This window comes from Allobosea sp. (assembly GCF_030694325.1).
GTDB lineage: Bacteria > Pseudomonadota > Alphaproteobacteria > Rhizobiales > Beijerinckiaceae > Allobosea.
The window spans coordinates 1-22462 of sequence record NZ_JAUXYO010000200.1; the positions used below are offsets into that span (position 1 = coordinate 1).

At 66.0% G+C, this 22462-nt stretch carries 20 protein-coding genes; 6 read left to right on the forward strand and 14 right to left on the reverse strand.

Annotated features, from left to right (window positions below):
* Positions 1–57 precede the first annotated feature (57 nt).
* The gene (gene pstS, locus Q8M82_RS12760) at positions 58–1083 is read right to left on the reverse strand and encodes a phosphate ABC transporter substrate-binding protein PstS (protein ID WP_305691726.1); all 1026 of its coding nucleotides are present in this window, start codon (positions 1081–1083) and stop codon (positions 58–60) included.
* Between the two features lie 122 nt (positions 1084–1205).
* On the reverse strand, positions 1206–2264 hold the full coding sequence (locus tag Q8M82_RS12765) for an ATP-binding protein (protein WP_305691727.1): 1059 nt from the start codon (positions 2262–2264) through the stop codon (positions 1206–1208).
* Between the two features lie 154 nt (positions 2265–2418).
* Here Q8M82_RS12765 and ppk2 point away from each other — a divergent pair, with 154 nt between their 5' ends.
* Together ppk2 and Q8M82_RS12775 are read left to right on the forward strand one after the other, a co-directional pair.
* The gene (gene ppk2, locus Q8M82_RS12770) at positions 2419–3393 is read left to right on the forward strand and encodes a polyphosphate kinase 2 (RefSeq protein ID WP_305691728.1); all 975 of its coding nucleotides are present in this window, start codon (positions 2419–2421) and stop codon (positions 3391–3393) included.
* A 109-nt stretch (positions 3394–3502) separates the two neighbouring features.
* A complete protein-coding gene (locus Q8M82_RS12775) occupies positions 3503–4252 on the forward strand; it encodes an SDR family NAD(P)-dependent oxidoreductase (RefSeq protein WP_305691729.1) in 750 nt (249 codons plus the stop codon).
* Between the two features lie 30 nt (positions 4253–4282).
* Here Q8M82_RS12775 and Q8M82_RS12780 read toward each other — a convergent pair whose 3' ends face one another.
* The 8 genes from Q8M82_RS12780 to Q8M82_RS12815 all read right to left on the reverse strand — a co-directional run bounded on the left by Q8M82_RS12780 (position 4283) and on the right by Q8M82_RS12815 (position 12519).
* The gene (locus Q8M82_RS12780; protein WP_305691730.1) at positions 4283–5569 is read right to left on the reverse strand and encodes a TRAP transporter large permease; all 1287 of its coding nucleotides are present in this window, start codon (positions 5567–5569) and stop codon (positions 4283–4285) included.
* Entirely contained in the window at positions 5566–6063 is a 498-nt protein-coding gene (locus Q8M82_RS12785; protein WP_305691731.1) for a TRAP transporter small permease, read from the reverse strand. Before Q8M82_RS12785 ends, Q8M82_RS12780 begins: the two co-directional genes overlap by 4 nt.
* A 162-nt stretch (positions 6064–6225) precedes the next feature.
* Positions 6226–7221: a sialic acid TRAP transporter substrate-binding protein SiaP gene (locus Q8M82_RS12790; protein ID WP_305691732.1), complete on the reverse strand. Its 996-nt coding sequence runs from the start codon at positions 7219–7221 to the stop codon at positions 6226–6228.
* A gap of 218 nt (positions 7222–7439) precedes the next feature.
* The gene (locus Q8M82_RS12795) at positions 7440–8117 is read right to left on the reverse strand and encodes a GntR family transcriptional regulator (RefSeq protein WP_305691733.1); all 678 of its coding nucleotides are present in this window, start codon (positions 8115–8117) and stop codon (positions 7440–7442) included.
* 11 nt (positions 8118–8128) lie between these two features.
* Positions 8129–9025, reverse strand: a complete 897-nt coding sequence (locus Q8M82_RS12800; protein ID WP_305691734.1) for a dihydrodipicolinate synthase family protein — start codon at positions 9023–9025, stop codon at positions 8129–8131.
* Positions 9026–9118: 93 nt separating this feature from the next.
* Positions 9119–9937 carry a carbohydrate ABC transporter permease gene (locus tag Q8M82_RS12805; protein ID WP_069056473.1) on the reverse strand — a complete coding sequence of 273 codons (819 nt, stop codon included), beginning with the start codon at positions 9935–9937 and terminating at the stop codon, positions 9119–9121.
* A gap of 166 nt (positions 9938–10103) precedes the next feature.
* Positions 10104–11036 carry a carbohydrate ABC transporter permease gene (locus Q8M82_RS12810; RefSeq protein WP_305691735.1) on the reverse strand — a complete coding sequence of 311 codons (933 nt, stop codon included), beginning with the start codon at positions 11034–11036 and terminating at the stop codon, positions 10104–10106.
* Positions 11037–11166: 130 nt separating this feature from the next.
* Positions 11167–12519 (reverse strand): ABC transporter substrate-binding protein, encoded by a 1353-nt coding sequence (locus Q8M82_RS12815; protein ID WP_305691736.1) that lies wholly within the window; start codon positions 12517–12519, stop codon positions 11167–11169.
* Between the two features lie 182 nt (positions 12520–12701).
* Here Q8M82_RS12815 and Q8M82_RS12820 point away from each other — a divergent pair, with 182 nt between their 5' ends.
* The 3 genes from Q8M82_RS12820 to Q8M82_RS12830 all read left to right on the forward strand — a co-directional run bounded on the left by Q8M82_RS12820 (position 12702) and on the right by Q8M82_RS12830 (position 15223).
* Complete coding sequence (locus tag Q8M82_RS12820; protein ID WP_305691737.1) at positions 12702–13727, forward strand: aldo/keto reductase; 1026 nt, start codon at positions 12702–12704, stop codon at positions 13725–13727.
* Positions 13728–13878: 151 nt separating this feature from the next.
* Positions 13879–14736 (forward strand): amidohydrolase family protein, encoded by an 858-nt coding sequence (locus Q8M82_RS12825; RefSeq protein ID WP_305691738.1) that lies wholly within the window; start codon positions 13879–13881, stop codon positions 14734–14736.
* Between the two features lie 31 nt (positions 14737–14767).
* Positions 14768–15223 carry an RbsD/FucU family protein gene (locus Q8M82_RS12830; RefSeq protein ID WP_305691739.1) on the forward strand — a complete coding sequence of 152 codons (456 nt, stop codon included), beginning with the start codon at positions 14768–14770 and terminating at the stop codon, positions 15221–15223.
* A gap of 193 nt (positions 15224–15416) precedes the next feature.
* Here the strand turns inward: Q8M82_RS12830 and Q8M82_RS12835 are convergent, their stop codons facing one another.
* The 4 genes from Q8M82_RS12835 to uvrB form a co-directional block, all read right to left on the reverse strand.
* Entirely contained in the window at positions 15417–15680 is a 264-nt protein-coding gene (locus Q8M82_RS12835; protein ID WP_305691740.1) for a hypothetical protein, read from the reverse strand.
* A gap of 454 nt (positions 15681–16134) precedes the next feature.
* Entirely contained in the window at positions 16135–16428 is a 294-nt protein-coding gene (locus Q8M82_RS12840; RefSeq protein ID WP_305691741.1) for a hypothetical protein, read from the reverse strand.
* Positions 16429–17069: 641 nt separating this feature from the next.
* The gene (locus Q8M82_RS12845) at positions 17070–17978 is read right to left on the reverse strand and encodes a hypothetical protein (protein ID WP_305691742.1); all 909 of its coding nucleotides are present in this window, start codon (positions 17976–17978) and stop codon (positions 17070–17072) included.
* Between the two features lie 549 nt (positions 17979–18527).
* Entirely contained in the window at positions 18528–21203 is a 2676-nt protein-coding gene (gene uvrB, locus Q8M82_RS12850) for an excinuclease ABC subunit UvrB (protein WP_305691743.1), read from the reverse strand.
* A 137-nt stretch (positions 21204–21340) separates the two neighbouring features.
* Between uvrB and Q8M82_RS12855 the strand changes: the two genes are divergently transcribed.
* The coding region (locus Q8M82_RS12855) for a type IIL restriction-modification enzyme MmeI (RefSeq protein WP_371126342.1) at positions 21341–22462 on the forward strand (1122 nt) is incomplete at its 3' end.

Consider the following 22462-nt stretch of genomic DNA (forward strand, 5'->3'; position numbering starts at 1 on the left):
GTCGGGAGAGAAGCGAAGCGGGGATGTCTCCGCTTCGCCCTGTCGTAAAGAGCGCGATCAGAAGATCGGCTTGCCGGCCGGATCCGTGACGCCCTTCCAGGCGTTGCGGACCTGATCCTTGACGTTGGCCGGGAGCGGCACGTAGTCGAGGTCGAGAGCGAGCTTGTCGCCGTTCTTGAAGGCCCAGTCGATGAACTTCAGCGCGGCCTGCACCTCTTCCGGCTTCTCCGGCTTGGCGTGGACGAGCAGGAAGGTCGCGGCCGTGATCGGCCAGGCTTCGGCGCCCTTCTGGTTGTTCAGCGAGATGCCGAAGCCGGGCTGCTCGTTCCAGTTGGCGTTGGCGGCCGCGGCCTGGAAGGACTTGTCATCCGGGTTGGGGAAGTTGCCATCGGCGTTCTGGATCAGCGCGTAGGCGAGCTTGTTCTGCTTGGCATAGGCGTATTCGACATAGCCGATCGAGTTGGCGACCTGCTTGACCGAGGCAGAAACGCCCTCATTGCCCTTGCCGCCGATGCCGACGGCCCACTGCACCGAGGTGTTGGTGCCGACCTTGGACTTCCACTCCGGCGAAACCTTGGAGAGATAATCGGTGAACACGAAGGTCGTGCCCGATCCGTCCGAGCGGTAGACGGGGGTGATGTTGGCGTCGGGCAGCTTCAGGTCGGGGTTCAGCGCGACGATCTTGGGGTCGTTCCACTTCTTGACGGTGCCCATGTAGATCTCGGCAACCAGCGGGCCGGTCAGCTTGAGCTGGCGGGCGTCGATGCCGGCGATGTTGATCGCGGGGACGACGCCGCCCATCACGGTCGGGAACTGGATGAGGCCGTCCTTGGCCAGATCCTCGCCCTTGAGCGGGGCGTCGGTGGCGCCGAAGGCGACCGTCTTGGCCTTGATCTGGCGGATGCCGCCACCCGAGCCGATCGACTGGTAGTTGAGACCGACATTGGTCTCCTTCTTATAGGCCTCGGCCCATTTCGAGTAGATCGGGAAGGGGAAGGTCGCGCCGGCGCCGGTGATGTCGGCGGCCTGGGCCACGCCGGACAGACCGATCGTCGCAGCCGCGAGAATGAGAAGTTTGCGCATGAGATGTCCTCTCTGGGTCGCAGGTTCAGCGAGCCGTTCAGAACACTGTCTGCATGACAGCTTCATGACACTTCGTCACGCGAGCTGTCATCAAGTCGTCACGCAGCGTTAAGCACTGCCGCTCAGGATTTGCGCGGCGGCGCCCCGAAACGCGGCAGCACGGCCTTGAAGGTCGCCCCCTGACCGAGCGCGCTCTCGATCGTCAGCCGCCCGCGATGGCGCAGCACGATGTGCTTGACGATGGCGAGCCCCAGCCCCGTGCCGCCGGCCTCGCGGCTCGCCGCCGTGTCGACCCGGTAGAAGCGCTCGGTCAGCCGCGGCAGATGCTCGGGCGCGATGCCGGGCCCGTCGTCGCGCACCCCGACGCTGACCTCGAGCGGGCCGTCGACCACGTCGATCACGACCTCGCCGCCGCTCTTGCCGTATTTGATCGCGTTCTCGACGAGGTTCTCCATCAGCCGCAGCAGCTCGTCGCGGTCGCCGGCGACCTTCACCGGCTCGGCCGGCGCCTTCAGCGTCAGCGTCACCTGCCGCTCGCGCGCCATCAGCGTCAACGAGTCCACGATCTCGCGCGAGATGCCGGTGAGATCGACCGGCGTCTCGGGCGCCAGATGGGCGCGCAGTTCGATGCGCGAGAGCGAGAGCAGGTCGTCGACGAGCCGCGCCATGCGCAGCCCCTGCTCGCGCATGATCGCCAGGAACCGGTCGCGCGCGCCGGCGTCGTTGCGCGCCGGCCCCTGCAGCGTCTCGACGAAACCGAGCAGCGAGGCCAGAGGCGTGCGCAGCTCATGGCTGGCATTGGCGACGAAATCGACGCGCATCCGCTCGGTCACGCGCTGCTCGCTCAGATCCTCGAAGGTCAGCAGCACCGGCCGCCGCCAGCCCGCCCCCGTCAGCGCCGCGATATGGATGCGGAAGGTGCGCTCGACCGGCACCCGCTCGACCAGCTCGATCACCTGGCGGCCACCCTGGCGGGCGACGCCCTCGATCGCCTCGATCAGGTCCGGATCGCGCATCACCAGCGTCAGCGGCTGCCCGACATCGAGCGTCGGGATCAGCGCGCGCATCGCCGGGCTCAGCGCCTGGGCCACGCCCTGGCCGTCGAGCAACACGGCGGCCGAACCGATCGCCTCCACCAGGGCCTGCGTCGCGGGTGAGTGGGGATCGACGGCATCGGGCATGGGAGACCTCGACGCGCGCGACGCCGATGGACGGAGAGGCACCGCGCGGGCGCTTCTTCCTGATGGCAAGCCCGGCCGATGGCAAGCCCGGCGCCCGTCAATTCCCTTGGCCGCCGCGCCCCGCTAGGTTGGATCGATTGCCAAGGAGGGCCCGATGGCCAAGAGCCTGTCAGCAAGCAAGCGCAAGACCACGATCCGCCTCGTCTCCGGCGGCAAGGAGGACGCCTCCCCGCCCGAGCCGGCAGGCAACGCCAGGACCAGACCGGCGCGTAAGCCGGCCGGCCCGCAGGGCTTCGACATCGAGGCGCCGACACTGCCCGACGCCATCACCGACGCGGCCTTCCGGAGCGGCGACTACCCTTACGGCAAGCGCATGAAGCGCAAGCGCTACGAGGCCGAGATCCAGCCGCTGCAGATCGAGCTGCAGAAGCTGGCGACCTGGGTGCGCGAGCGAAAGGAGCGCGTCGTCATCCTGTTCGAGGGGCGAGACGGCGCCGGCAAGGGCGGCACGATCGGCCGCTTCACCCAGCACCTCAACCCGCGCCAGGCCCGCGTGGTCGCCCTGTCCAAACCCTCCGACAGCGAGGCGGGACAATGGTATTTCCAGCGCTATGCGGCACAGATGCCGACCGCGGGCGAAATCGTCTTCTTCGACCGCTCCTGGTACAACCGCGCCGGCGTCGAGCGCGTCATGGGCTTCTGCACGCCGGAACAGACCGAGACGCTGCTGCACGAGGCTCCGGCGTTCGAGGGCATGCTGGTGCGCGACGGCATCCGGCTGATCAAGCTCTTCATCACCATCGGCCCCGAAATGCAGATGCAGCGGCTGCATGCGCGCTGGCACGACCCGCTCAAGCGCTGGAAGCTCTCGCCGATCGACTTCGAGGCGATCCCGCGCTTCGCCGCCTATTCGGAAGCCTTCGACGCGATGCTCCGGCGCAGCTCGACCGACCGGGCGCCCTGGCATGTCATCCGCGGCAACGACAAGCTGCGCGCGCGGCTGAACGCCATTCGCCACGTCCTGCTCTCGATCCCCTATGACGGGCGCGACGAGGCCGCGATCGGCGAACTCGACCGCAAGATCGTCCTCGAGGTGAAGGACTATCTCCACAAGGGCGGCGAGGTCTGAGCCGCCACCGACGCAGGTCCATCCTGCGGTCCCTCATCACCTCGCCACGGCACGGCAATGCCCGGCCCTGCGCTGCCTTTTCGATGCCCACCAACCCGGAAGCCCGACCATGACCAAGACCATCCTGATCTCCGGCGCCACCGCCGGCTTCGGCGCCGCGACCGCGCGCCGCTTCATTGCCGCCGGCTGGCGCGTCATCGGCACCGGCCGCCGGGCCGACCGGCTCGACGCCCTGAAGGCCGAGCTCGGCGAGCGCTTCCACGGCGCCACCTTCGACATCACCGACGAGGCGGCGATGACGGCGGCGCTCGCGGCCCTGCCGGCCGATTTCGCGCAGATCGACGTGCTCCTGAACAATGCCGGGCTGGCGCTCGGCACAAAGCCGGCGCCGCAGACCAAGCTTTCCGACTGGAAGACGATGATCGGCACCAATGTCACCGGGCTGGTGACGCTGACCCATCACCTCCTGCCGGGGCTGATCGAGCGGCGCGGCGCCATCGTCAACATCGCCTCCGTGGCCTCGAACTGGCCCTATGCCGGCGGCAACGTCTATGGCGGCACCAAGGCCTTCGTCCGCCAGTTCTCGCTCGGCCTGCGCTCGGACCTGCAGGGCACCGGCGTGCGCGTCACCTCGATCGAGCCCGGCCTCTGCGAGAGCGAATTCACGCTGGTGCGCAATGGCGGCGACAAGGCCGCCTATGACGCGCTCTATGGCGGGGCCGATCCGCTGCAGCCGCAGGACATCGCCGACACGGTGTTCTGGGTCGCGACGCTGCCGGCCCATGTCAACATCAACAGCCTTGAGATCATGCCGGTGAGCCAGTCCTTCGCCGGCTTCCAGATCCACCGCAAGAGCTGACCCCGGATGGGCGCTCGGGGCCTCAAAGCCTCAGCGCCCCATCACCAGGTTCGGCAGCCAGGTCGTCAGCGGCGGCCAGAGCGTGATCGCGACCAAGACCGCCAGCAGCGGCATCAGCCAGGGCACGATCGCCCGCGACATCGACTCGAAGCTGATCCTGGCGACCTTCGCCGTGACGAACAGGACGACGCCGACCGGTGGCGTGATCGTCCCGATCATCAGGTTGAGCACGAAGATCAGCCCGAACTGGATCGGGTCGATCCCGAACTGGCTGGCCGCCGGCGTCAGGATCGGGATCAGGATCAGCATGGCGGCGAGCGCCTCCATGAAGCAGCCGACGAAGAGCAGCAGCAGGTTGACGATCAGCAGAAAGACCAGCGGATTGCCGGCGAGGTCGACCAGCATCGGCCCGACTACCTGCGGGATGCGGGAGATCGACAGGCACCAGCCGAGCGCGGCGGCCGTCATCACCAGCGCCAGCACGACGCCGGTGGTCTCGACCGTCTGCACGACCAGCTCCGGCAGATCGTCGAGATCGAAGCTGCGATAGACGAAGAGCCCGAGCACCAGTGCATAGGCCGTGGCGACGGCCGCAGCCTCCGTCGGCGTGAAGATGCCGGCCATCATCCCGCCGAACAGGATCACCGGCGTCATCAGCGCCCAATGCGCCTCCTTATAGGCGACCCAGAGCTGGGCCGCGCCGGGGAAGGGATGGCGCGGCAGGTCGCGCTTCTTCGCGACATGCACCACCATCGCCATCAGCCCGCCGGCCATCAGCAGGCCCGGAATCACGCCGGCCAGGAACAGCCCGCCGATCGAGACATCCGCCGAGACGCCGTAGATCACCATCGGCAGCGAGGGCGGGATGATCGGGCCGATCGTCGCGGACGCCGCCGTGATCGCGGCCGCCGTCTCGGCGTCGTAGCCCTCGTCCTTCATCGCCTTGATCTCGAGCGTGCCGACGCCGCCGGCATCCGCCACCGCCGAACCCGACATGCCCGCGAAGATCACGCTGGCGAGGATGTTGGCGTGGCACAGGCCCCCGCGCAGCCAGCCGACGCAGGCCGTCGCAAAAGCGAAGATCCGATCGGTGATGCCGGCCGAGTTCATGATGTTGCCCATCAGGATGAACAAGGGCGCCGCCAGCAGCGGGAAGGAATTGGCCGATTGCGCGATCTTCTGCGGCACGATGCCGAGCGGGAAGCCGCCGAGAAACGCGAAGGCGATCGCCGCCAGCCCCATCGAGACGAAGAGCGGCACGCCGATCAAAAGCGCGGCGAACCAGACGGGCAGGATCTGCAGCATCAGGGTGGTCACAGCGGCTGGCTCCCCGGCTCGGGCGCGACATGCCGGCGGCCCGCCACGACATCGGCGATCTCGGCCAGCGCCTGCAGGATCAGCGCGAGTCCTGCCAGCGGCATGACGATGTAGAGCGCCGCCCCCGAGATCGGCAGCGCGATCGACTCCACATCCCAGTTGCGCTCGATCAGCGCGAAGGAATAGCGGATCAGCACGGCCGCGAAGACGATGATCGCGGCCTGCGTCACGACCTCCAGCACCCGCCCCGCCCCCGCCGGCAGCTTCTCGGCGAAGACGGTGATGCGGATATGCGAGCGCCGCCGCGCCGCGATGATCCAGCCGACGAAGCCGGTCCAGACCAGCAGGTACTGCGCCAGCTCATCGGTCCAGGCCAGCGGCGCATTCAGCTGGCGCGACAGCACGCCGAGCAGCACCGCGACCAGCAGCGACAGTAGCAGCGCCACGGCGGCCCAGCGCACGATCCGGTCGGAGAGGTGGAGGATGGATTTCATGGCGGCGTTGGCCCGCTGCGCGCAATCCTTCTCCCCTCGGGGGAGAAGGTGGCCCGGCGGAGCCGGGTCGGATGAGGGACGGACGGACGAGGGCGGCGGCAGCCTCCCCTCATCCGTCTGCTTCGCAGACACCTTCTCCCCCGAGGGGAGAAGGAAAAGAGCTCACAGCGCCGCCAGCGCGTCCCAGGTGCCCTTGCCCCATTTGCTCTCGAACTGCTTCGGCAGGCTCGCCAGCACCGGCTTCGAGAAGCTTTCGAGATCCGGCTCGGTCACGGTCATGCCGGCGGCTTTCAGCGTCGCCACGAGGCTGCCCTCCTGGCTGGCGAGTTCGGCGTCCTGCCAGGCGACGCCCTCCGCGATGGCGGCTTCCAGCAGGCTGCGGTCGGCGTCCTTGAGGCCCTTCCAGAAATCGCCGTTCACGATGACCAGACGCGGCGTGATGATGTGGCCGGTGAGGATGAGGTGCTTCTGCACCTCCTGCAGCTTGGCTGAGTGGATCGTTGGCAGCGGGTTCTCCTGCCCGTCGACCGCGCCCTGGCTGAGCGCCAGGTAGAGCTCGTTGAAGTTCACCGGCGTCGCCTTGGCGCCCCAGGCCTCGACCATGGCGCGGAAGGTGTCGACCGGCGGCACCCGCAGCTTCAGGCCCGCGACGTCGGCCGCGCTCTTCACCGCCTTCGAGCCGGTGGTGAGGTGTCGCTTGCCGTAATAGGTCACGGCCGCCATGCGCATGCCGCGCTTCTTCTCCAGCTCGGCATTCATCTGTGTGAAGACCGGCGCCTTGGAGACCTTCGCCATATGGGCGGCGTCGCGCCAGAGATAGGGCGCCTCGACGACCGAGAGCTGCGGCAGGAAGGAGCCGAGTGCGGCCGCCCCGTCCGTGGTCATGGTCAGCGCGCCCGACGCCACCGACTCCATCATGTCCTTGCCGGAGCCGAGCTGGCCGGCCGGGAAGGCCTGGATATCGATGCGCCCGGAGCTCTTCTCCTTCACCTGCTTGGCGATGCGCTCGACCATCTGCACCTGCGGATGGGTCGTGGGCAGCATCTCGCCCCAGCGCAGCACGGTCGCCTGGGCGCGCAGGACGCTCGGCATGGCGATGGCTGCGCCCGCAAGCGCAGCCGAGCCGGCGAGAAAGTCGCGTTTGGTCAGCGTCGTCATGATGGTCTCCTCCCAATGCGGCCGGTTTTCCGGCTCGATGTCATGTCCCGGCCCTTGAGCCGGCTGCCCGTTGGAAATCCACGACGCCGTCATTCCGGGCGGAGCGAAGCGGAGACCCGGAATCCATCGTAGAGCGCCACGCCCTTCGATGGATTCCGGAGCGGCGCCGCTACGCGGCTTGTCCGGAATGACGCGGTGGTTCCTATGAAATTCCTTCCTCAGTAGCTCATCGCCCGCGTGCGGGCGTTGCCGATATGGATGCCCATCTCCTCCGCGGCGCGGATCGGGTCGCGCGCCTCGATGGCGGTGATGATCTTGAGGTGGTCGCGCATCACCGGCACCAGAATGTGGTTCTGGATGCGCGTCTCATATTGCCGGATCAGCCTGATCTTCAGCCAGGTGACGCGGAAGGCCTTGGAGACGATGTCGTTGTCGAGATGGTCGATGATCGCCTCGTGCATCAGCCGGTCGACATCCTCCGCATCCTCGATCAACTGCGGGTCACCACCGACCTCGGCCCGGGCGATGATCGCCTCGTGCCGGGCGCGCTGCTCCGCGATCTCCTCGTCCGTGGCGTTGACCGCGTAGAGCGCGGTCGCCTCCTTCTCGAGGAAGAGCCGGAACTGGAAGGCGTTGCGGATCAGGTTGAGATCGACATGGGCGACCTGCATGCCCCGCTGCGGCACGGTCTTGATCAGCCCCTCCGCCTCCAGCCGCGGGATCAGCTCCCGGATGGCGCCGAGCGGCAGGCCCGTCAGCGCCACAAGCTCGCGCTGGGTCACGAACTGCCCGGGCTTGATCTCGCGCGCCAGCAGCCGCTCGGTGAAGGAGGCGTAGGCGCGCTCCCTCAGCTTCAGCGGCTCGCCCTCGCGTGAATCCGGCTCGGACTGGTTCAAGACATCCTCCTTCAGGCCGCCCTGGCCTGCGTGATCTTGTCGAAGGCCCCGAACAGCCGCTGGCGCGTCCCGACGTCGAGCGCCTCCAGCGGCGGGCGCATCGCGCCATAGCCGGCATCGCCGTGCAAGTGGCCGACCAGCGCCTTCACCGCCGCCAGCACCGGATGCGAGCAGATCTCGTCGACCAGCGCATTCACCACCGGATCGTCCTTGCCCTCGTAGACGATCGGGCGCAGCAGATGCGGAACCAGATTGGCGACGCCGCAGATCGAGCCCTGCGCGCCGTTGCGCACCGCCTTGGCCAGCAGGCGCTCGTCGCCGACGAGGATGGCGAGCTCGCCATGCGCCTTCAGATAGGCCTCCGTATTGGCATAGTCGCCCGACGAGTCCTTGACGCCGGTGACCACCCCGGGAAACGCCTTCTTTAGCCGGTCGATCAGCCCGACGCTCAGGCCCACCGCCGTCACCGAGGGGATGTGGTAGAGGATGACGTTGCGCACGGAGGGGCCGAGCGTCTCGAAGAGCTCAGAGAACCAGCGATAGAGCCCCTCGTCGCTGACGCCCTTGAAGTAGAAGGGCGGCGCGACCAGCAGCCCCTTGGCGCCCGCATTGAGCGCCAGGCGCCCCTGCTCGACCGACTCGTTCAGCGAGGCCGCGGCGACGCCGGCATAGATCTGCTTCGCCGGATCGATCCCCGCGCCCATCAGCGCGCCCATCATCGCAGCCCGCTCCGGCAGGCCGAGCGCGGCGCCCTCGCCCGTCGTGCCGAACAGCGTGACGCTGTCGCAGCCCTGCGCGAGGACATGTCGGGCATGGTGGACCAGCCGCGGCAGGTCGACGCTGCCGCCCTCCCGCATCGGGGTGGTGATGGCGCAGGAGAGGCCGAAGCGGTTGGGATCGATGGACATGGAGAGCCGTCTTTCAGAGCGAGAGATTAATGGGTGTTTTGCGGGGGCTGCTGGAGCGGACCGTGCGCCCCGCAGGCTGGAAGTTTGATCGGATTAGCCATCCTTGAGCCCTCCGGCAGAGAGCCCGGCGACGATCTGGCGCTGCGCGAGCACCGTCACCAGCAGCACCGGCAGCGTCACCAGGAGCGCGGCCGCCGCCAGCGGGCCCCAGGAGATCTGCTCGAAGGTCAGCGAGTTGTAGACCGCCGAGGGCAGCGTGCGGCTGTTCTTGCCGCCGAGCACCACCGAGAAGATGAAGTTGTTCCAGGAGAAGATGAAGGCGAGGATGCCGCCGACCGTGACGCCCGGCATCGCCAGCGGCAGCGCGACATGGCGGAAGGCCTGCCAGCTCGAGGCGCCGTCGATCCGCGCCGCATCCTCCAGCTCCATCGGGATGTTCTCGAAATAGCCGATCATGATCCAGACGATGATCGGGATGGTGATGACGAGATGCGTGATGACGAGCGCGGTGATGGTGCCGACCAGCCCCGTCATCTGGAACAGCAGGAAGAGCGGGATCAGATAGGAGAGCGCCGGCGTCATGCGCGCGACCAGGATCAGGATCGCGAACTTCGTCGCCTTGCCGCGCGCGATGCCGTAGCCGGCCGGAACCCCGACCGCGAGCCCGATCAGCACCGCCCCGCCCGTGACCAGGATCGAGTTCCACAGATAGAGCGCGAAGTTATTCTGCGCGAAGACGTCGATGTAATTCTTCAGCGTCGGCGGATCGGGAATGAAGACCGGCGGGAAGGCGGTGTTGTCGAGCTCGTTCTTCAGCGACAGCGAGATCATCCAGAGGAAGACCAGCACCGCCGGGGAGACCAGCACGAAGACGGAGGCGTAGAAGCCGAGTTTCTTGGCGAGGCGGGTCATGAGCGTGCGCCTTGTACCAAATATGCTCCGTCATCCTGGGCGGCCAAAGGCCGTCCCGGGACCCATCGGAGGGCAAATCCTTCCAACGACTTTGGCTCTAGGATGGATCCCGGGACTTCGCTGCGCGAAGCCCAGGATGACGGCGTGTTTCCCTGCGAACTCACCATCACGCGTTCCACTTCGACTTCTGCCGCGCATAGAGCAGCAGCAGGGAAAGCATGATGACGATGACGAAGAAGATCACCACCACGGCCGAGGCGTAGCCGATCTTGTAGAACTGGAACGCCTGCAGATAGAGGAAGATGTTCAGCGTCTCCGACGCCGTGCCGGGCCCGCCCTGGGTGATCACGAAGATCGTGTCGAAGGCCTTCAGCGCATCGATCGTGCGGATCACGATCGCCACCATGATGAAGGGCCAGACCAGCGGCAGCGTGATGTGGCGGAACATGTGCCAGTCATTGGCACCGTCGATCAGCGCGGATTCGTAAGGCTCCCGCGGCAGGCCAGCGAGCCCGCCGAGCACGATCAGCATGACCAGCGGCGTCCAGTGCCAGACCTCGACGAGGATCAGCGTCGGGATCACCGTATCGGGCGAATAGACCCAGGCCTGCGGCCCGATCCCGACCAGCGAGAGCAGATAGTTCAGCACGCCGAGCTGCGGATGGAACATCATCGTCCAGACCAGCGCGACGGCGACCGGCGTCGCCATCATCGGCATCACGAAGACCGTGCGAAGCAGGCCCCGGAACGGGAATTCGCGGTGGAAGACCAAGGCTGCCGCCGTGCCGAACAGGATCGGCAGCACGACCGCCAGCACGGTGAAATAGAGCGTGTGCCCCATCGACTCGATGAAGCGCGCATCGCGGAACAGCTCGGCGAAGTTCTGCAGGCCGACGAATTCCGGTCCGCCGCCGATCTTCCAGTCATGGCCCGACATGTAGAGCGTGAACAGCCAGGGGAAGACGATCACCGTGCCCACCACGAGCACGGCCGGCGCCGCGAACAGCCAGTAGCGCGGCGTGAAATCGGCCGAGTGGACGAAGGGCGCGGGCTGCGCGGGTGCGACGGCCGTCGGCGATGGGAGTGATGTGGCTGTCATGACTTGATCGCTCGAACCAACCCGTCATGCTCGCCCTTGTGGCGAGCATCCACGTCTTGAACACAGCCTTCGCCGAGCGAAGGCGTGGATGGTCGGCACAAGGCCGACCATGACGACAATGCGCCGAACCTCAGCCCTGCTCGCTCTTGGCGAGCACCGGCGCGAAGGCCTCCGTCGCCTTCTTCAGCTCGGCGGCGACATCCGCCCCGCCGATCATGTTGGCCAGCGCCACGCCGAAGACGTCGCGGAACTCGGTGACCGGCACGATCTGCGGCAGCGCCGCGCGGGCGATCTTGGCCGAGGCCAGCAGGCAGTCGAAATACTGCTTGCCGAACTTCGACGCCTGGATCGTCGCGGTGTCGAGATAAGCCGAGGAGCGCGCCGGCGCGCCGGCGCCGGCCTTGAGCATGGCGAGCTGCTGGGCCTTGTTGGTCATGTGCTGGATGTAGAGCCAGGCGGCCTGCTTCTTCTGCGAGCCCCGCGAGATGCCGATGCCGTCGCCGAACATGCCGGCATGATGCGCCTTCGGCCCCGGCGGCGTCACGCCATAGCCGACCTTGCCGACGATGCGCGACTTGGACGGATCCTCCAGCGGCGTGGCGAAGCCGATGCCGTCGAGCCACATCGCGGCGCGGCCCTGCATGAAGGTGGTCTGGCACTCGTTCCAGTTGAAGCCGACGGAGCCGACAGGACCGGTCTCCTTGTTGAGCTTGCGGTAGAGATCCGCCGCCCAGATCGCCTCCGGCGTATCCGTCTGCAGCTTGCCGTCCGCCGAAGTGGCCTCCATGCCCTGGCCGAGCATCAGGCAGGACCAGACCGGGACGTTGGCGTTCTTGAGGCCGCGCGAGACGAAACCGGCGACGCCCTTGGCGGGGTCGTGCAGCTTCTGCGCCGCAGTGAACATCTCCTCCATCGTCTTGGGGAAGGCGACGCCCTTCGCCTCGAAGAGCTCCTTGTTGTAGTAGACCATCCAGTAATCGACGAAGAAGGGCAGCGTATCGAGCGCCCCGTCGGCCTGCCGCGCATAGGCGACCGGGCCGGCGCCGAAATCCTCGAAGGCGAAGTCCGGCGAGGTCAGCGAGGCGTCCTTGATATAGGGGTTCAGATCCTCGAACCACTTGCCCTTGGCGGCCATGCGCTTCTGCACATGCAGCGAGATGCCCGAGACGTCGAAGCTCGGCCTGCCCGAGGCGAACTCGATCACCGCCTTCTGGCGCTGCTGCTGCTCCGGCACCTGCTCGGAGGAGACCTTGATGCCGGTGAGCTCGGTGAACTCCTTCTCCGCCGCCTGGAACATCTCCGAGCGCGGGTTCTTCACCAGCAGCACGTCGATGCTCGTGCCCGCGAAGCGCTTCCAGTTGAAGGCCGCCTGGGCGCGCGCCTCGCGCAGCACCAAAGGCGAGCCGATCGCGCCGGTGGCGGCGAGAGCGGCGGTGCCGCGCAGCAGCGCGCGGCGGCTCGGCTTGATCGGGGTCTGGCTCATCTGTCGTCCTCCCAGGACTTCTCGCGCATCGCCCGTTTCGGGCTGTTCTGCGGCGCCGGCGCGGGACCTCGTCCCTGATCGCCGGCCACCATCTTGCGCCGGACGCTAATCCCGATCGAAGACGGTTGCAAGCTAACATGTCGGTGTGCACATACTCCGTGCAACAGGAACGGAAACGCCCGATGCCGCCCGCCTCAGCCCTCGCGCCGCGCCCGCTCGGCCGCAGCCGCCTGCCCGTCTCGACGCTCGGATTCGGCGGCGCGCCGCTGGGCGATCTCTATGCCCGTCTCGACGAGGCGCAGGCTGTCGCCACCGTCGAGGCCGCGATCACCGGCGGCGTCACCCTGTTCGACACCTCCCCCCTCTACGGCCACGGCCTCTCCGAGCATCGCATCGGCGCGGCGCTGCGGCGGGTGCCGCGCGACGGGCTCGTGCTCTCGACCAAGGTCGGCCGCGTCGCGGAGCCTTTCGTCGGGCGCGGTGACGGCTCGGGCTATCGCGGCGGCCTGCCGCACGGCATGCGCTTCGACTATTCTTACGATGGCGCCATGCGCTCGCTCGAGCAGTCGGCGCTACGGCTCGGCGTCGACCGGATCGATATCGTCCTGATCCACGACGTCGATGTCTGGACGCATGGCGCGGCGATGATCGAGCAGCGCTTTTCCGAAGCCATGGACGGCGCCTATCGCGCGCTTGAAACCCTGCGTGCGTCGGGTGCCGTCAAGGCGATCGGCGTCGGCGTCAACGAGGCGAAGATGTGCGAGCGCTTCGCCCGCGCCGGCGACTTCGACACCATGCTGCTCGCCGGGCGCTACTCGCTGCTGGAGCAGCCGGCGCTCGCCTCCTTCATGCCCTTGGCGCTGGAGAAGCGCATCGGCCTGATGCTCGGCGGCGTCTTCAACTCCGGCATCCTCGCCACCGGCCCGGTCCAAGGAGCGCGCTACAACTACAACCCCGCCCCGCCCGAGATCCTCGCCCGCGTCGCGGCGATCGAGGCCGTCTGCGCCCGCCATGGGGTGCCGCTGCGCCGCGCCGCGCTGCAGTTCCCACTCGGCCACGCGGCGGTGGCGAGCCTCGTCATGGGCGCGGTCTCGCCGGCAGAAGTCGCCGACCAGATCGCCGAGCTCTCGCAGCCCGTCCCGGCCGCGCTCTGGGCGGAGCTGAAGGCGGAGGGCCTGCTCGCCGCCGATGTCCCGGTGCCGGCATGACCGCCGTGCCCCGCCCCCACAGCCCTCATCCTGAGGAGCCGCGACAGCGGCGTCTCGAAGGATGCTCCAGAGGGTTCGGGAGCCTCCTGGACCATCCTTCGAGACGCGGCCTTCGGCCGCTCCTCAGGATGAGGGCTGGAGGATGCCGGCGATGAGCGAGGCAGCGACCGTGCGCATCGACGCCCACCAGCATTTCTGGCAGCTCGCGCGCGGCGATTATGGCTGGCTGACGCCCGCGCTCGGGCCGATCCACCGCGACTTCATGCCAGAGGATCTCGCCCCCCTGCTCGCCCGCCACGGCATCGACCGCACCATCCTCGTCCAGGCCGCGCCGACGCAGGCCGAGACGCGCTTTCTGCTCGACATCGCCGCGCGCACGCCGCTCATTGCCGGCGTCGTCGGCTGGGCGGATCTTGAGGCGCCCGATGCGCCTGCCCGCATCGTCGCACTCGCCGCAGACCCGCTGCTGGTCGGCCTGCGCCCGATGGTGCAGGACATCCCCGACCTCGGATTTCTGGCACGGCCTGCCCTCGCCCCGGCTCTGGCGGCGATGGTCGCCCACGGCCTCGTCTTCGATGCGCTGATCAGGACGGAGCATATCCCCGCCACGCTCGCCATGCTCGCCCGCGAGCCGGCGCTCACCGTCGTCATCGACCACGGCGCCAAGCCCGATCTCATCGCCGGCGACCTCGCCGCCTGGCGCGAGGGGGTCACCGCGCTCGCCGCCCATCCCGGCACGCTCTGCAAGCTCTCCGGCCTCGTCACCGAAGCCGGTCCGGACTGGAGCCTCGACACGCTGCAGCCGGTCGTCGACCATCTGCTGTTGACCTTCGGCCCGGACCGCCTGATCTTCGGCAGCGACTGGCCGGTGGTGACGCTGCGCGCGCCTTACGAGCGCTGGTTCGACGCCGCGCAGGCGCTGCTCGACGGCTGCAACGCGGACGAGCGAGCTGCGATCTTCGGTGGCACCGCGCAGCGCGTCTATCTCGCCCGGCGGGGGCGGCTGTGACCCGCTTTTCGCCTGGAAGGACGACCCCGCCATGCTGAAGACCCTCGACCCCGTCCTCTCCGCCGACCTGCTCTGGATCCTCGCCGCCATGGGCCATGGCGACGATCTCGCGCTGGTCGACGCCAACCACCCCGCCGAGACCATCGCGGCCGCGACCACCAGCGGCCGGCTCGTCCGCCTGCCCGGCCTCACCATGGAGCGGGCGGCCCGCGCCATCCTCTCCGTGCTGCCGATCGACGATTTCGAGCCCGATGCCGTGCGCCGCATGCAGGTCGTCGGCGAACCCAAGACGATTCCCGCCGTGCAGGCCGCCGTGCAGCGCGAGGTCGAGGCGGCGTTGAACGAGCCCCACCCGCTCGCCGGCATGGAGCGCTTCGCCTTCTACGACGTCGCGCGGCGCGCCTTCGCCGTGGTCCAGGTCGGCGACCCCCGCCCCTATGGCTGCTTCCTGCTGCGCAAGGGCATCATCGCCGGGGAGTTGGGGTAAAGCTCCAGAACCTCCGCCGTCATTCCGGGGCGCCGCAAAGCGGCGAGCCCGGAACCCATGCACACCGGACCACCAAGATGAGGCGGAAACCGCGCCGGCTGCTGCGTGCAACTCCGTGTTCATGGGTTCCGGGCTCTTCGCTGCGCGAAGCCCCGGAATGACGGAGAGGTTCAGTCGCGAACCTGCAGATCCCTCAACCCTCCCCCTTCGCCACCGCCTGCCGCAACCGCGCCAGCGCCTCGCTGGCGCCGGCGGCGAGCGTCGTGTCCTTCGACTCGGCATCCTTCGCCAGCAATTCGGTCAGCGCCGGCACCGTGATCTCGTCCTTCGCCGCGGTCAGCTTCAGCACCGCATTGGCGAGGATGTTCGGCCAGAAGGCGGCGGCGCCCTTGGCCAGCCCCTTGGCCTTGCGCCCCTCGAATTCGCGGGCGAGCTGTTCGGGCGTCTTCTTGGCCATGATCCGTTTCCCTTGCACTTAGCGCCGCCCTAGCACGATCGCCGCACTGATGCTGCCCCGAAGGCAAGGGAACCGCGACGCGATCCCCCTCCCCCTTGTGGGGAGGAGAAGGGGTGGGGGTGGTGCCGCTGGGTGAGCGGTGGCCGGACTGGCCTCGACGGTCCACCCGACGTCCCAACGCCGCGCTGGGCTTTGCGCCCCCCACCCCTGCCCCTCCCCACAAGGGGGAGGGGTTCCCCGTGCCCCTCGCCCCATCCGCGACGCCTCTTCCCTTCTCCCCTCGCGGGAGAAGGTGCCCCGGCAGGGGCGGATGAGGGGGCGCCGTGCCCTCTCCAGTTGGCGTCGTGGTCGGCGGAAGGCTCACGGCGCCCCCTCATCCGTCAGCGCTAACGCGCTGCCACCTTCTCCCGCGAGGGGAGAAGGGATCACCCCACCGTCACGGCCCCTACTCCCCTCAACTCCTCCCGGGAATCATCTGGATGGCGTTGCGCAGATGGGCGGCGCAGGCGTCCATGTCCCGCTTGGCCATCATGTCGCTGGCCAGGGTCATTTCCTTCATCGCCGCCGCCTTCTTGTCCGGGTCGGTCATCTTGGCGGTCTCGGCGTTCATCTTGGCGAGTTCGCCATCGCTGCAGGTCGTCGGCGGCAGCGGCGTGGTGTCCGGCGCAGCCGGAGCGGTCTGCGCCCCGGCCGGCGCCAGCGCCAGCCCGATACCGAGCGCGGCAAGGATGAGGGTGGTCCTGAGCATGATGTCTCTCCCTGAAGGGGCCGGAAGGGCCCTTTCGCGGGAAACAGGGCGTGGGGAGGATTGTTCCGGGGGGCGCAGGCTTGGTACGGAACCTCGACGCAGAACCCTCTCCTGTAAGGAGAGGGTAGGGAGAGGTGTCGGCCGTCCGTCGCAGAGGGCGAGCCCTGCCCGCGCGCGGCGGTTGGCTCGGCGGTTCACGGGTCCAGGGGCCGACACCTCTCCCCTGCCCCTCTCCTTACAGGAGAGGGGTTCCGTGCGTTCTGTTGTCGAACTGTGGGCGTCTTGTACCGGCCGCACCGTCATGGTCGCCCTTGTGGCGACCATCCATGTCTTCGCGGATCGAAGGCGGTGTTCAAGACATGGATGCTCGGGACAAGCCCGTGCATGACGGCGAGGCGGATGAGTGCTGCGTCACCGAGGGCCTTGAGGGACCAGCCAGGGCTCTTGGCGCAGGGGGGCAGACGAGACATGGGGCGCGCGCTGCAGAGAGGCTGGAGGCCGTGCTCGTCATCGATGTCTCCATCCTTACAGATAGGCGCGCCTCGGTGAGGTGGCGGGTCACGTCAGCGGGTGTAGGGAGTCAAGTAGAAAGACGCCCTCTCGATTCGAGTTAAATTGCATGCAATAATAATGAAACAGGTCTACTCTTCTTCGCTTTCTTGAGTTATCGTAATTTCAGTTTCATCTGCGCTTTTTGCGGCACGCGACTGATTGTCGGATAGTATTTTTGTAGTAATTGCGCCGTCCCAGTCTATTTTCTCAATGAAATCATCAAATTCAAATGATTCATACAAGGCTTCAATGAAGGAATCTATCCATTTATAATATTCCCACCCCCTGCCTGTGAATAAAGATGCTAGTGAAAACTCTGTATTAATTTTCAATCTGACTTTATAAGATTGCGTTTCAAGAAAAGAGCGCTTGAGATAGTGTTTTTCAAAATCTCGCGGAAGAGATTTGTTCATTCCTGTAATTATTATATCAATAACGAGTGAAAATCTAGGCGTTTTTATTATTAGGGTATTGTCTGCTCCTCGCGAAAATCGTGTCTTTTTCGGGAGCGTTATCTCAAAATGATCAAATATCACCCCATTTTTTCCATAATAAAAGACGACTTTGCCGGGAGTATTTCTATCATTCTGGTCTGCAAATACGTCTCTATCTTCCATAGGCCGCGAAAGGAGATCCAGAATCCGGTTGTCGAGCAGAACAGATGGAATATCTTTTCTTTCAAGTGATGTTATTTCACTAGAGTTGATTAATTCGTTGTTTATAAAATATGAGTTTAAATGAAGAGACAGTTTTTTTATAACAAAATATTCGACCATCTCGTTGAGTAGACGCTTTGAGGGGCCTTTGTTTAAAAACCTATCTGTTACAGTATTGTCCTGATTTGCATCTTGAGTATTTTCTGACCATGCTCTCATGAGCGCTCTATTCTCCGCAGTAGCTGCAGAGAAGGTCTCTTTTAATCGTTCAGAAAATTCGTAGCGATATAATGGAATAATATCCTTATTTTTACGATCAACAACAACAGCTCCTTCCATCATCAGATTTTTCTTGATCGCTAAGTTTGATCTTAAAATCAGATACAAACATGATATAATCGTAATTATAAGTCCGGTTAACATAGTTGTTCCGGATGTCCAAGTATAATATGCGGAAAGACCGCTAGCAAAAAAATTTATACCTAGAGCTATAACCAGTGTGATGGCGAAAAATTCAATAGTGCTTTTTCGGATTGATAATATGTCGGCAGCCTGATTGAATTTTTTTATTATTAAACGTTGCCTGTAGTGATGCCAGATAGTGCCGACGAAGATAGAATCAAATGATACTCGGTTTTGCTTTCAGTTCAATGGAGCGGCCTTCGTTCCGGTTAGGGTGTTTATAGCGATCGTGATCTCCATCGATGTAGGGCGCAAAATTTATTCGCCTCCTCAATCCCCCGCCCTGTCATTTTCGCGTCGATTGGCTTCATCTTTGAGCTGGCACCGCAGAAGGATCTGATACCCGCTTCGCCGCGGTGAAGGGCGCGGGGAACCCCTCTCCTGTAAGGAGAGGGGTTCCCCGCGCATGATCGCCGAAGGTGCAGGGCGTCAGCCCCTCCGCCCCCGTCTCTCCCCAGCCCCCTTCGGCCGCTGCTCCGTCCGCGGGCCCATCTCGTCGAGCGTCGGCTTTTTCGGCCGCGCCCGCGACACCGGCTTGCCCTCGCCGCCGCCGAAATTATGCGGGCCCATATCCTCGTCGGTCGGCTTCCTCGCCCGCGTCGGCGGCAGGTTGGCGCTGGCGCCGTAGCTGCGCTCGCCCTTGTACTTGCCGGCCGAGGCCTCGACCTCGCCCTGGCGGGCGAGCGGGTCGTCGGAGATCGCGAGTTCGGTCGCCTGCAGGCGCTTGATCTCGTCGCGCAGCCGGGCCGCGGTCTCGAATTCGAGATCGGCCGCGGCCTCGCGCATGCGCTTTTCGAGATCGGCCAAGGCCGCCTTGAAATTGTGCCCGGCGGCGGGGACGCCGAGCCCGGCATCGACGGTGACATGGTCGCGCTCGTAGACGCTGCCGAGAATGTCGCCGATGGCGCGCTTGATCGTCTGCGGCGTGATGCCGTGCTCGGCATTATAGGCGAGCTGCTTCTCGCGGCGGCGGCTGGTCTCGGCCAGCGCCCGCTCCATCGAGCCGGTGACCTGGTCGGCATAGAGGATGACCTTGCCGTCGACATTGCGGGCGGCGCGGCCGATGGTCTGGATCAGCGAGGTCTCGGAGCGCAGGAAGCCCTCCTTGTCGGCGTCGAGAATGGCGACGAAGCCGCATTCGGGAATGTCGAGGCCCTCGCGCAGCAGGTTGATGCCGACGAGGACATCGAAGGCGCCGAGCCGCAGATCGCGCAGGATCTCGATGCGCTCGATCGTGTCGATGTCGGAATGCATGTAGCGCACGCGCACGCCGTTCTCGTGGAGATACTCGGTCAGGTCCTCGGCCATGCGCTTGGTCAGCACGGTGACGAGCGTGCGGTAGCCCTTCTCGGTGACCTCCTTGATCTCGTCGAGCAGATCGGCGACCTGGTGCTTGGCGGGGCGGATCTCGACCGGGGGGTCGATCAGCCCGGTCGGGCGGATGACCTGCTCGGTGAAGACGCCGCCGGTCTGCTCCATCTCCCAGGAGCCCGGCGTCGCCGAGACATGCACCGATTGCGGGCGCATCGCGTCCCACTCCTCGAAGCGCAGCGGCCGGTTGTCCATGCAGGAGGGCAGGCGGAAGCCGTATTCGGCCAGCGTCGCCTTGCGGCGGAAGTCGCCGCGATACATGCCGCCGATCTGCGGCACGGTGACATGGCTCTCGTCGGTGAAGACCAGCGCATTGTCGGGCAGGTATTCGAACAAAGTCGGCGGCGGCTCGCCCGGCTTGCGGCCGGTGAGATAGCGCGAATAGTTCTCGATGCCGTTGCTGGAGCCGGTGGCCTCGATCATCTCGATGTCGAAGGTGCAGCGCTGGTCGAGCCGCTGCGCTTCGAGAAAGCGGCCCATCGAGTTGAGCTCGTCGAGACGGGCCTTCAGCTCCTCCTTGATGCTCTTCACGGCTTGCGTCAGCGTCGGCCGCGGCGTGGTGTAGTGCGAATTGCCGTAGACCTTGACGAATTCGAGGTCGGCCGTCTTCTGCCCCGTCAGCGGGTCGAACTCAGCGATGCTCTCGACCTCGTCGCCGAACAGGCCGATGCGCCAGGCGCGGTCCTCATAATGGGCCGGGAACAGCTCGATCACGTCGCCCCGGACCCGGAAGCTGCCGCGGGTGAAGTCGTGCTGCGTGCGCTTGTACTGCAGCGCCACGAGATCGGCGATGAGCTGGCGCTGCTCGACGCGCTCGCCCAGCTTGATGCCGAAGGTCATCGCCGTATAGGTCTCGACCGAGCCGATGCCGTAGATGCAGGACACCGAGGCGACGATGATGACGTCGTCACGCTCGATCAGCGAGCGCGTCGCGGAATGGCGCATCCGGTCGATCTGCTCGTTGATCGAGGATTCCTTCTCGATGAAGGTGTCCGAGCGCGGCACATAGGCCTCGGGCTGGTAGTAGTCGTAATAGGAGACGAAATACTCGACCGCGTTGTCGGGGAAGAAGCTCTTGAACTCGCCATAGAGCTGCGCCGCCAGCGTTTTGTTCGGCGCCAGGATCAGCGCCGGACGCTGCGTCTTCTCGATCACCTGCGCCATGGTGAAGGTCTTGCCCGAGCCGGTGACGCCGAGCAGCACCTGGTCGCGCTCCTGCCGGGCAATGCCCTCGACCAGTTCGGCGATCGCGGCCGGCTGGTCGCCGGCGGGCTCGTATTCCGAGTTCATCCGGAAGCGGATGCCGCCTTCGGATTTGTCCGGCCGCGGCGGGCGATGCGGCACCCAGGCCTTGCCCGGCTCGATGAAGGGATTGCCGCTCTCCAGCAGCGTCTGCAGCGAGGTCGCGGTCGCGGCCGCAGCGCCCTCCGCCCCGATGAAGGCGCCGTCGGCCTTCTTCGAGAGCTTGCGCTTGGGCCTCTCCTCGCCGCCCGGCCGTTCCGTGGCGTAGCTCGGCTTCGCCTCATAGCCGGCCTGCGGCTTGTCGGAGAACCCGGCCGCGCCGCCGGGCACGGCCTTGCCGCGGTTGATCGCCGGGTTGAGCAGATCGGCGAGATAGCCCTCCAGCGGCTTCAGCTCCTGCCGCGACGCCTTGGAATTGGGCGTGCGCGCGCTGGAGGGCTTCTTGGCCGCGGCGGACTTGGCGGGCTTGGGTTTGGCGGGTGTCTCGGACATGCCGGCAATATGGGGCGCATCCCCGCCGCGCGCGAGAGGGGGCGGCGCATGGGGGAGCGGATTGGTGACGGGAGTTGACAGGAGGGATTGTCCCGGTGCCCCGCTGACACCGCCCCGATTCATGCTAGTCACGGCGCATGGATTACGACGCCCCGATCACCATGACCCCGCATGAGTTCATCGAAAAATGGAAGCGCGTCGCGCTGACCGAGCGCGCTTCAGCGCATGAGCATTTCCTCGATCTCTGCCGGCTTTTCGGCCACAAGACCCCGGCCGAGGCCGACCCGACAGGGCAGGATTACGCCTTCGAGAAGGGCGCCAGCAAAACCGGAGGCGGCGACGGCTTCGCCGATGTCTGGAAGCGTGATTATTTCGCCTGGGAATACAAGAAGAAGAAGCGCGATCTCGGCGCGGCGCTTCAGCAGCTAACGCATTACGCGTCGGCGCTGGACAATCCGCCGCTGCATGTCGTCTGCGACACCGTGCGGTTCCGGATCGAAACGCGCTGGACCAACACGGTCACCGCCAAATACGAGTTCGAGCTGGATCAGCTCGCCGAGCCCGAGAAATTCGCCTGGCTGCGCGCCGTCTTCCACGACCCAGAAGCCCTGCGCCCGAAACAGACCCGCGCCTCGCTGACGCGCGATGCCGCCGACAAGTTCCAGACCATCTCCGACCGGCTGCAGCATCGCAACCCGGACAAGGAGGCGGTGGCGCATTTCGTCAACCAGCTCGTCTTCTGCTTCTTTGCCAATTCGGTGAAGCTGCTGCCCGAGGGGCTGCTGAAGCGGTTGATCGAAACCAGCCTGAAGCGCCCGAGCCGCGCCAAGGACTATTTCGACAAGCTGTTCGCCGAGATGGAAACCGGCGGCGAATTTGACCTGACCGAGATCAAGCATTTCAATGGCGGGCTGTTCGACGGGCGGCGCGCGCTGGCACTGGAGCCGGACGAACTCGGCCTGCTGCTGGCGCTGCATTCCTTTCGCTGGGACCTGATCGACCCCACCATCTTCGGTACGCTGTTCGAGCGCTTCCTCGATCCCGACAAGCGCGCCCAGATCGGCGCGCATTACACCGATCCGGCCAAGATCATGCAGATCGTCGAGCCGGTGGTGATGCGCCCGCTGCGGCGGGAATGGGAGGAGGCGCGCGGGCGGATCGAGGCCTATCTCGCCGGCACCGCCACGCCCCCCATGGTCGAGGTACCCGGCAGCGCCGGCCGCAAGCCGGCGCGGCGGCGGCAGACCCCGCCGCAGGCG

Bases quoted from the DNA above. Each gene is read 5' to 3' on its own strand.
- pstS (WP_305691726.1), bottom strand. From the start codon at position 1,083: ATGCGCAAACTTCTCATTCTCGCGGCTGCGACGATCGGTCTGTCCGGC.
- Q8M82_RS12765 (WP_305691727.1), bottom strand. From the start codon at position 2,264: ATGCCCGATGCCGTCGATCCCCACTCACCCGCGACGCAGGCCCTGGTG.
- ppk2 (WP_305691728.1), top strand. From the start codon at position 2,419: ATGGCCAAGAGCCTGTCAGCAAGCAAGCGCAAGACCACGATCCGCCTC.
- Q8M82_RS12775 (WP_305691729.1), top strand. From the start codon at position 3,503: ATGACCAAGACCATCCTGATCTCCGGCGCCACCGCCGGCTTCGGCGCC.
- Q8M82_RS12785 (WP_305691731.1), bottom strand. From the start codon at position 6,063: ATGAAATCCATCCTCCACCTCTCCGACCGGATCGTGCGCTGGGCCGCC.
- Q8M82_RS12790 (WP_305691732.1), bottom strand. From the start codon at position 7,221: ATGACGACGCTGACCAAACGCGACTTTCTCGCCGGCTCGGCTGCGCTT.
- Q8M82_RS12800 (WP_305691734.1), bottom strand. From the start codon at position 9,025: ATGTCCATCGATCCCAACCGCTTCGGCCTCTCCTGCGCCATCACCACC.
- Q8M82_RS12805 (WP_069056473.1), bottom strand. From the start codon at position 9,937: ATGACCCGCCTCGCCAAGAAACTCGGCTTCTACGCCTCCGTCTTCGTG.
- Q8M82_RS12810 (WP_305691735.1), bottom strand. From the start codon at position 11,036: ATGACAGCCACATCACTCCCATCGCCGACGGCCGTCGCACCCGCGCAG.
- Q8M82_RS12815 (WP_305691736.1), bottom strand. From the start codon at position 12,519: ATGAGCCAGACCCCGATCAAGCCGAGCCGCCGCGCGCTGCTGCGCGGC.
- Q8M82_RS12820 (WP_305691737.1), top strand. From the start codon at position 12,702: ATGCCGCCCGCCTCAGCCCTCGCGCCGCGCCCGCTCGGCCGCAGCCGC.
- Q8M82_RS12825 (WP_305691738.1), top strand. From the start codon at position 13,879: ATGAGCGAGGCAGCGACCGTGCGCATCGACGCCCACCAGCATTTCTGG.
- Q8M82_RS12830 (WP_305691739.1), top strand. From the start codon at position 14,768: ATGCTGAAGACCCTCGACCCCGTCCTCTCCGCCGACCTGCTCTGGATC.
- Q8M82_RS12835 (WP_305691740.1), bottom strand. From the start codon at position 15,680: ATGGCCAAGAAGACGCCCGAACAGCTCGCCCGCGAATTCGAGGGGCGC.
- Q8M82_RS12840 (WP_305691741.1), bottom strand. From the start codon at position 16,428: ATGCTCAGGACCACCCTCATCCTTGCCGCGCTCGGTATCGGGCTGGCG.
- Q8M82_RS12845 (WP_305691742.1), bottom strand. From the start codon at position 17,978: ATGATGGAAGGAGCTGTTGTTGTTGATCGTAAAAATAAGGATATTATT.
- uvrB (WP_305691743.1), bottom strand. From the start codon at position 21,203: ATGTCCGAGACACCCGCCAAACCCAAGCCCGCCAAGTCCGCCGCGGCC.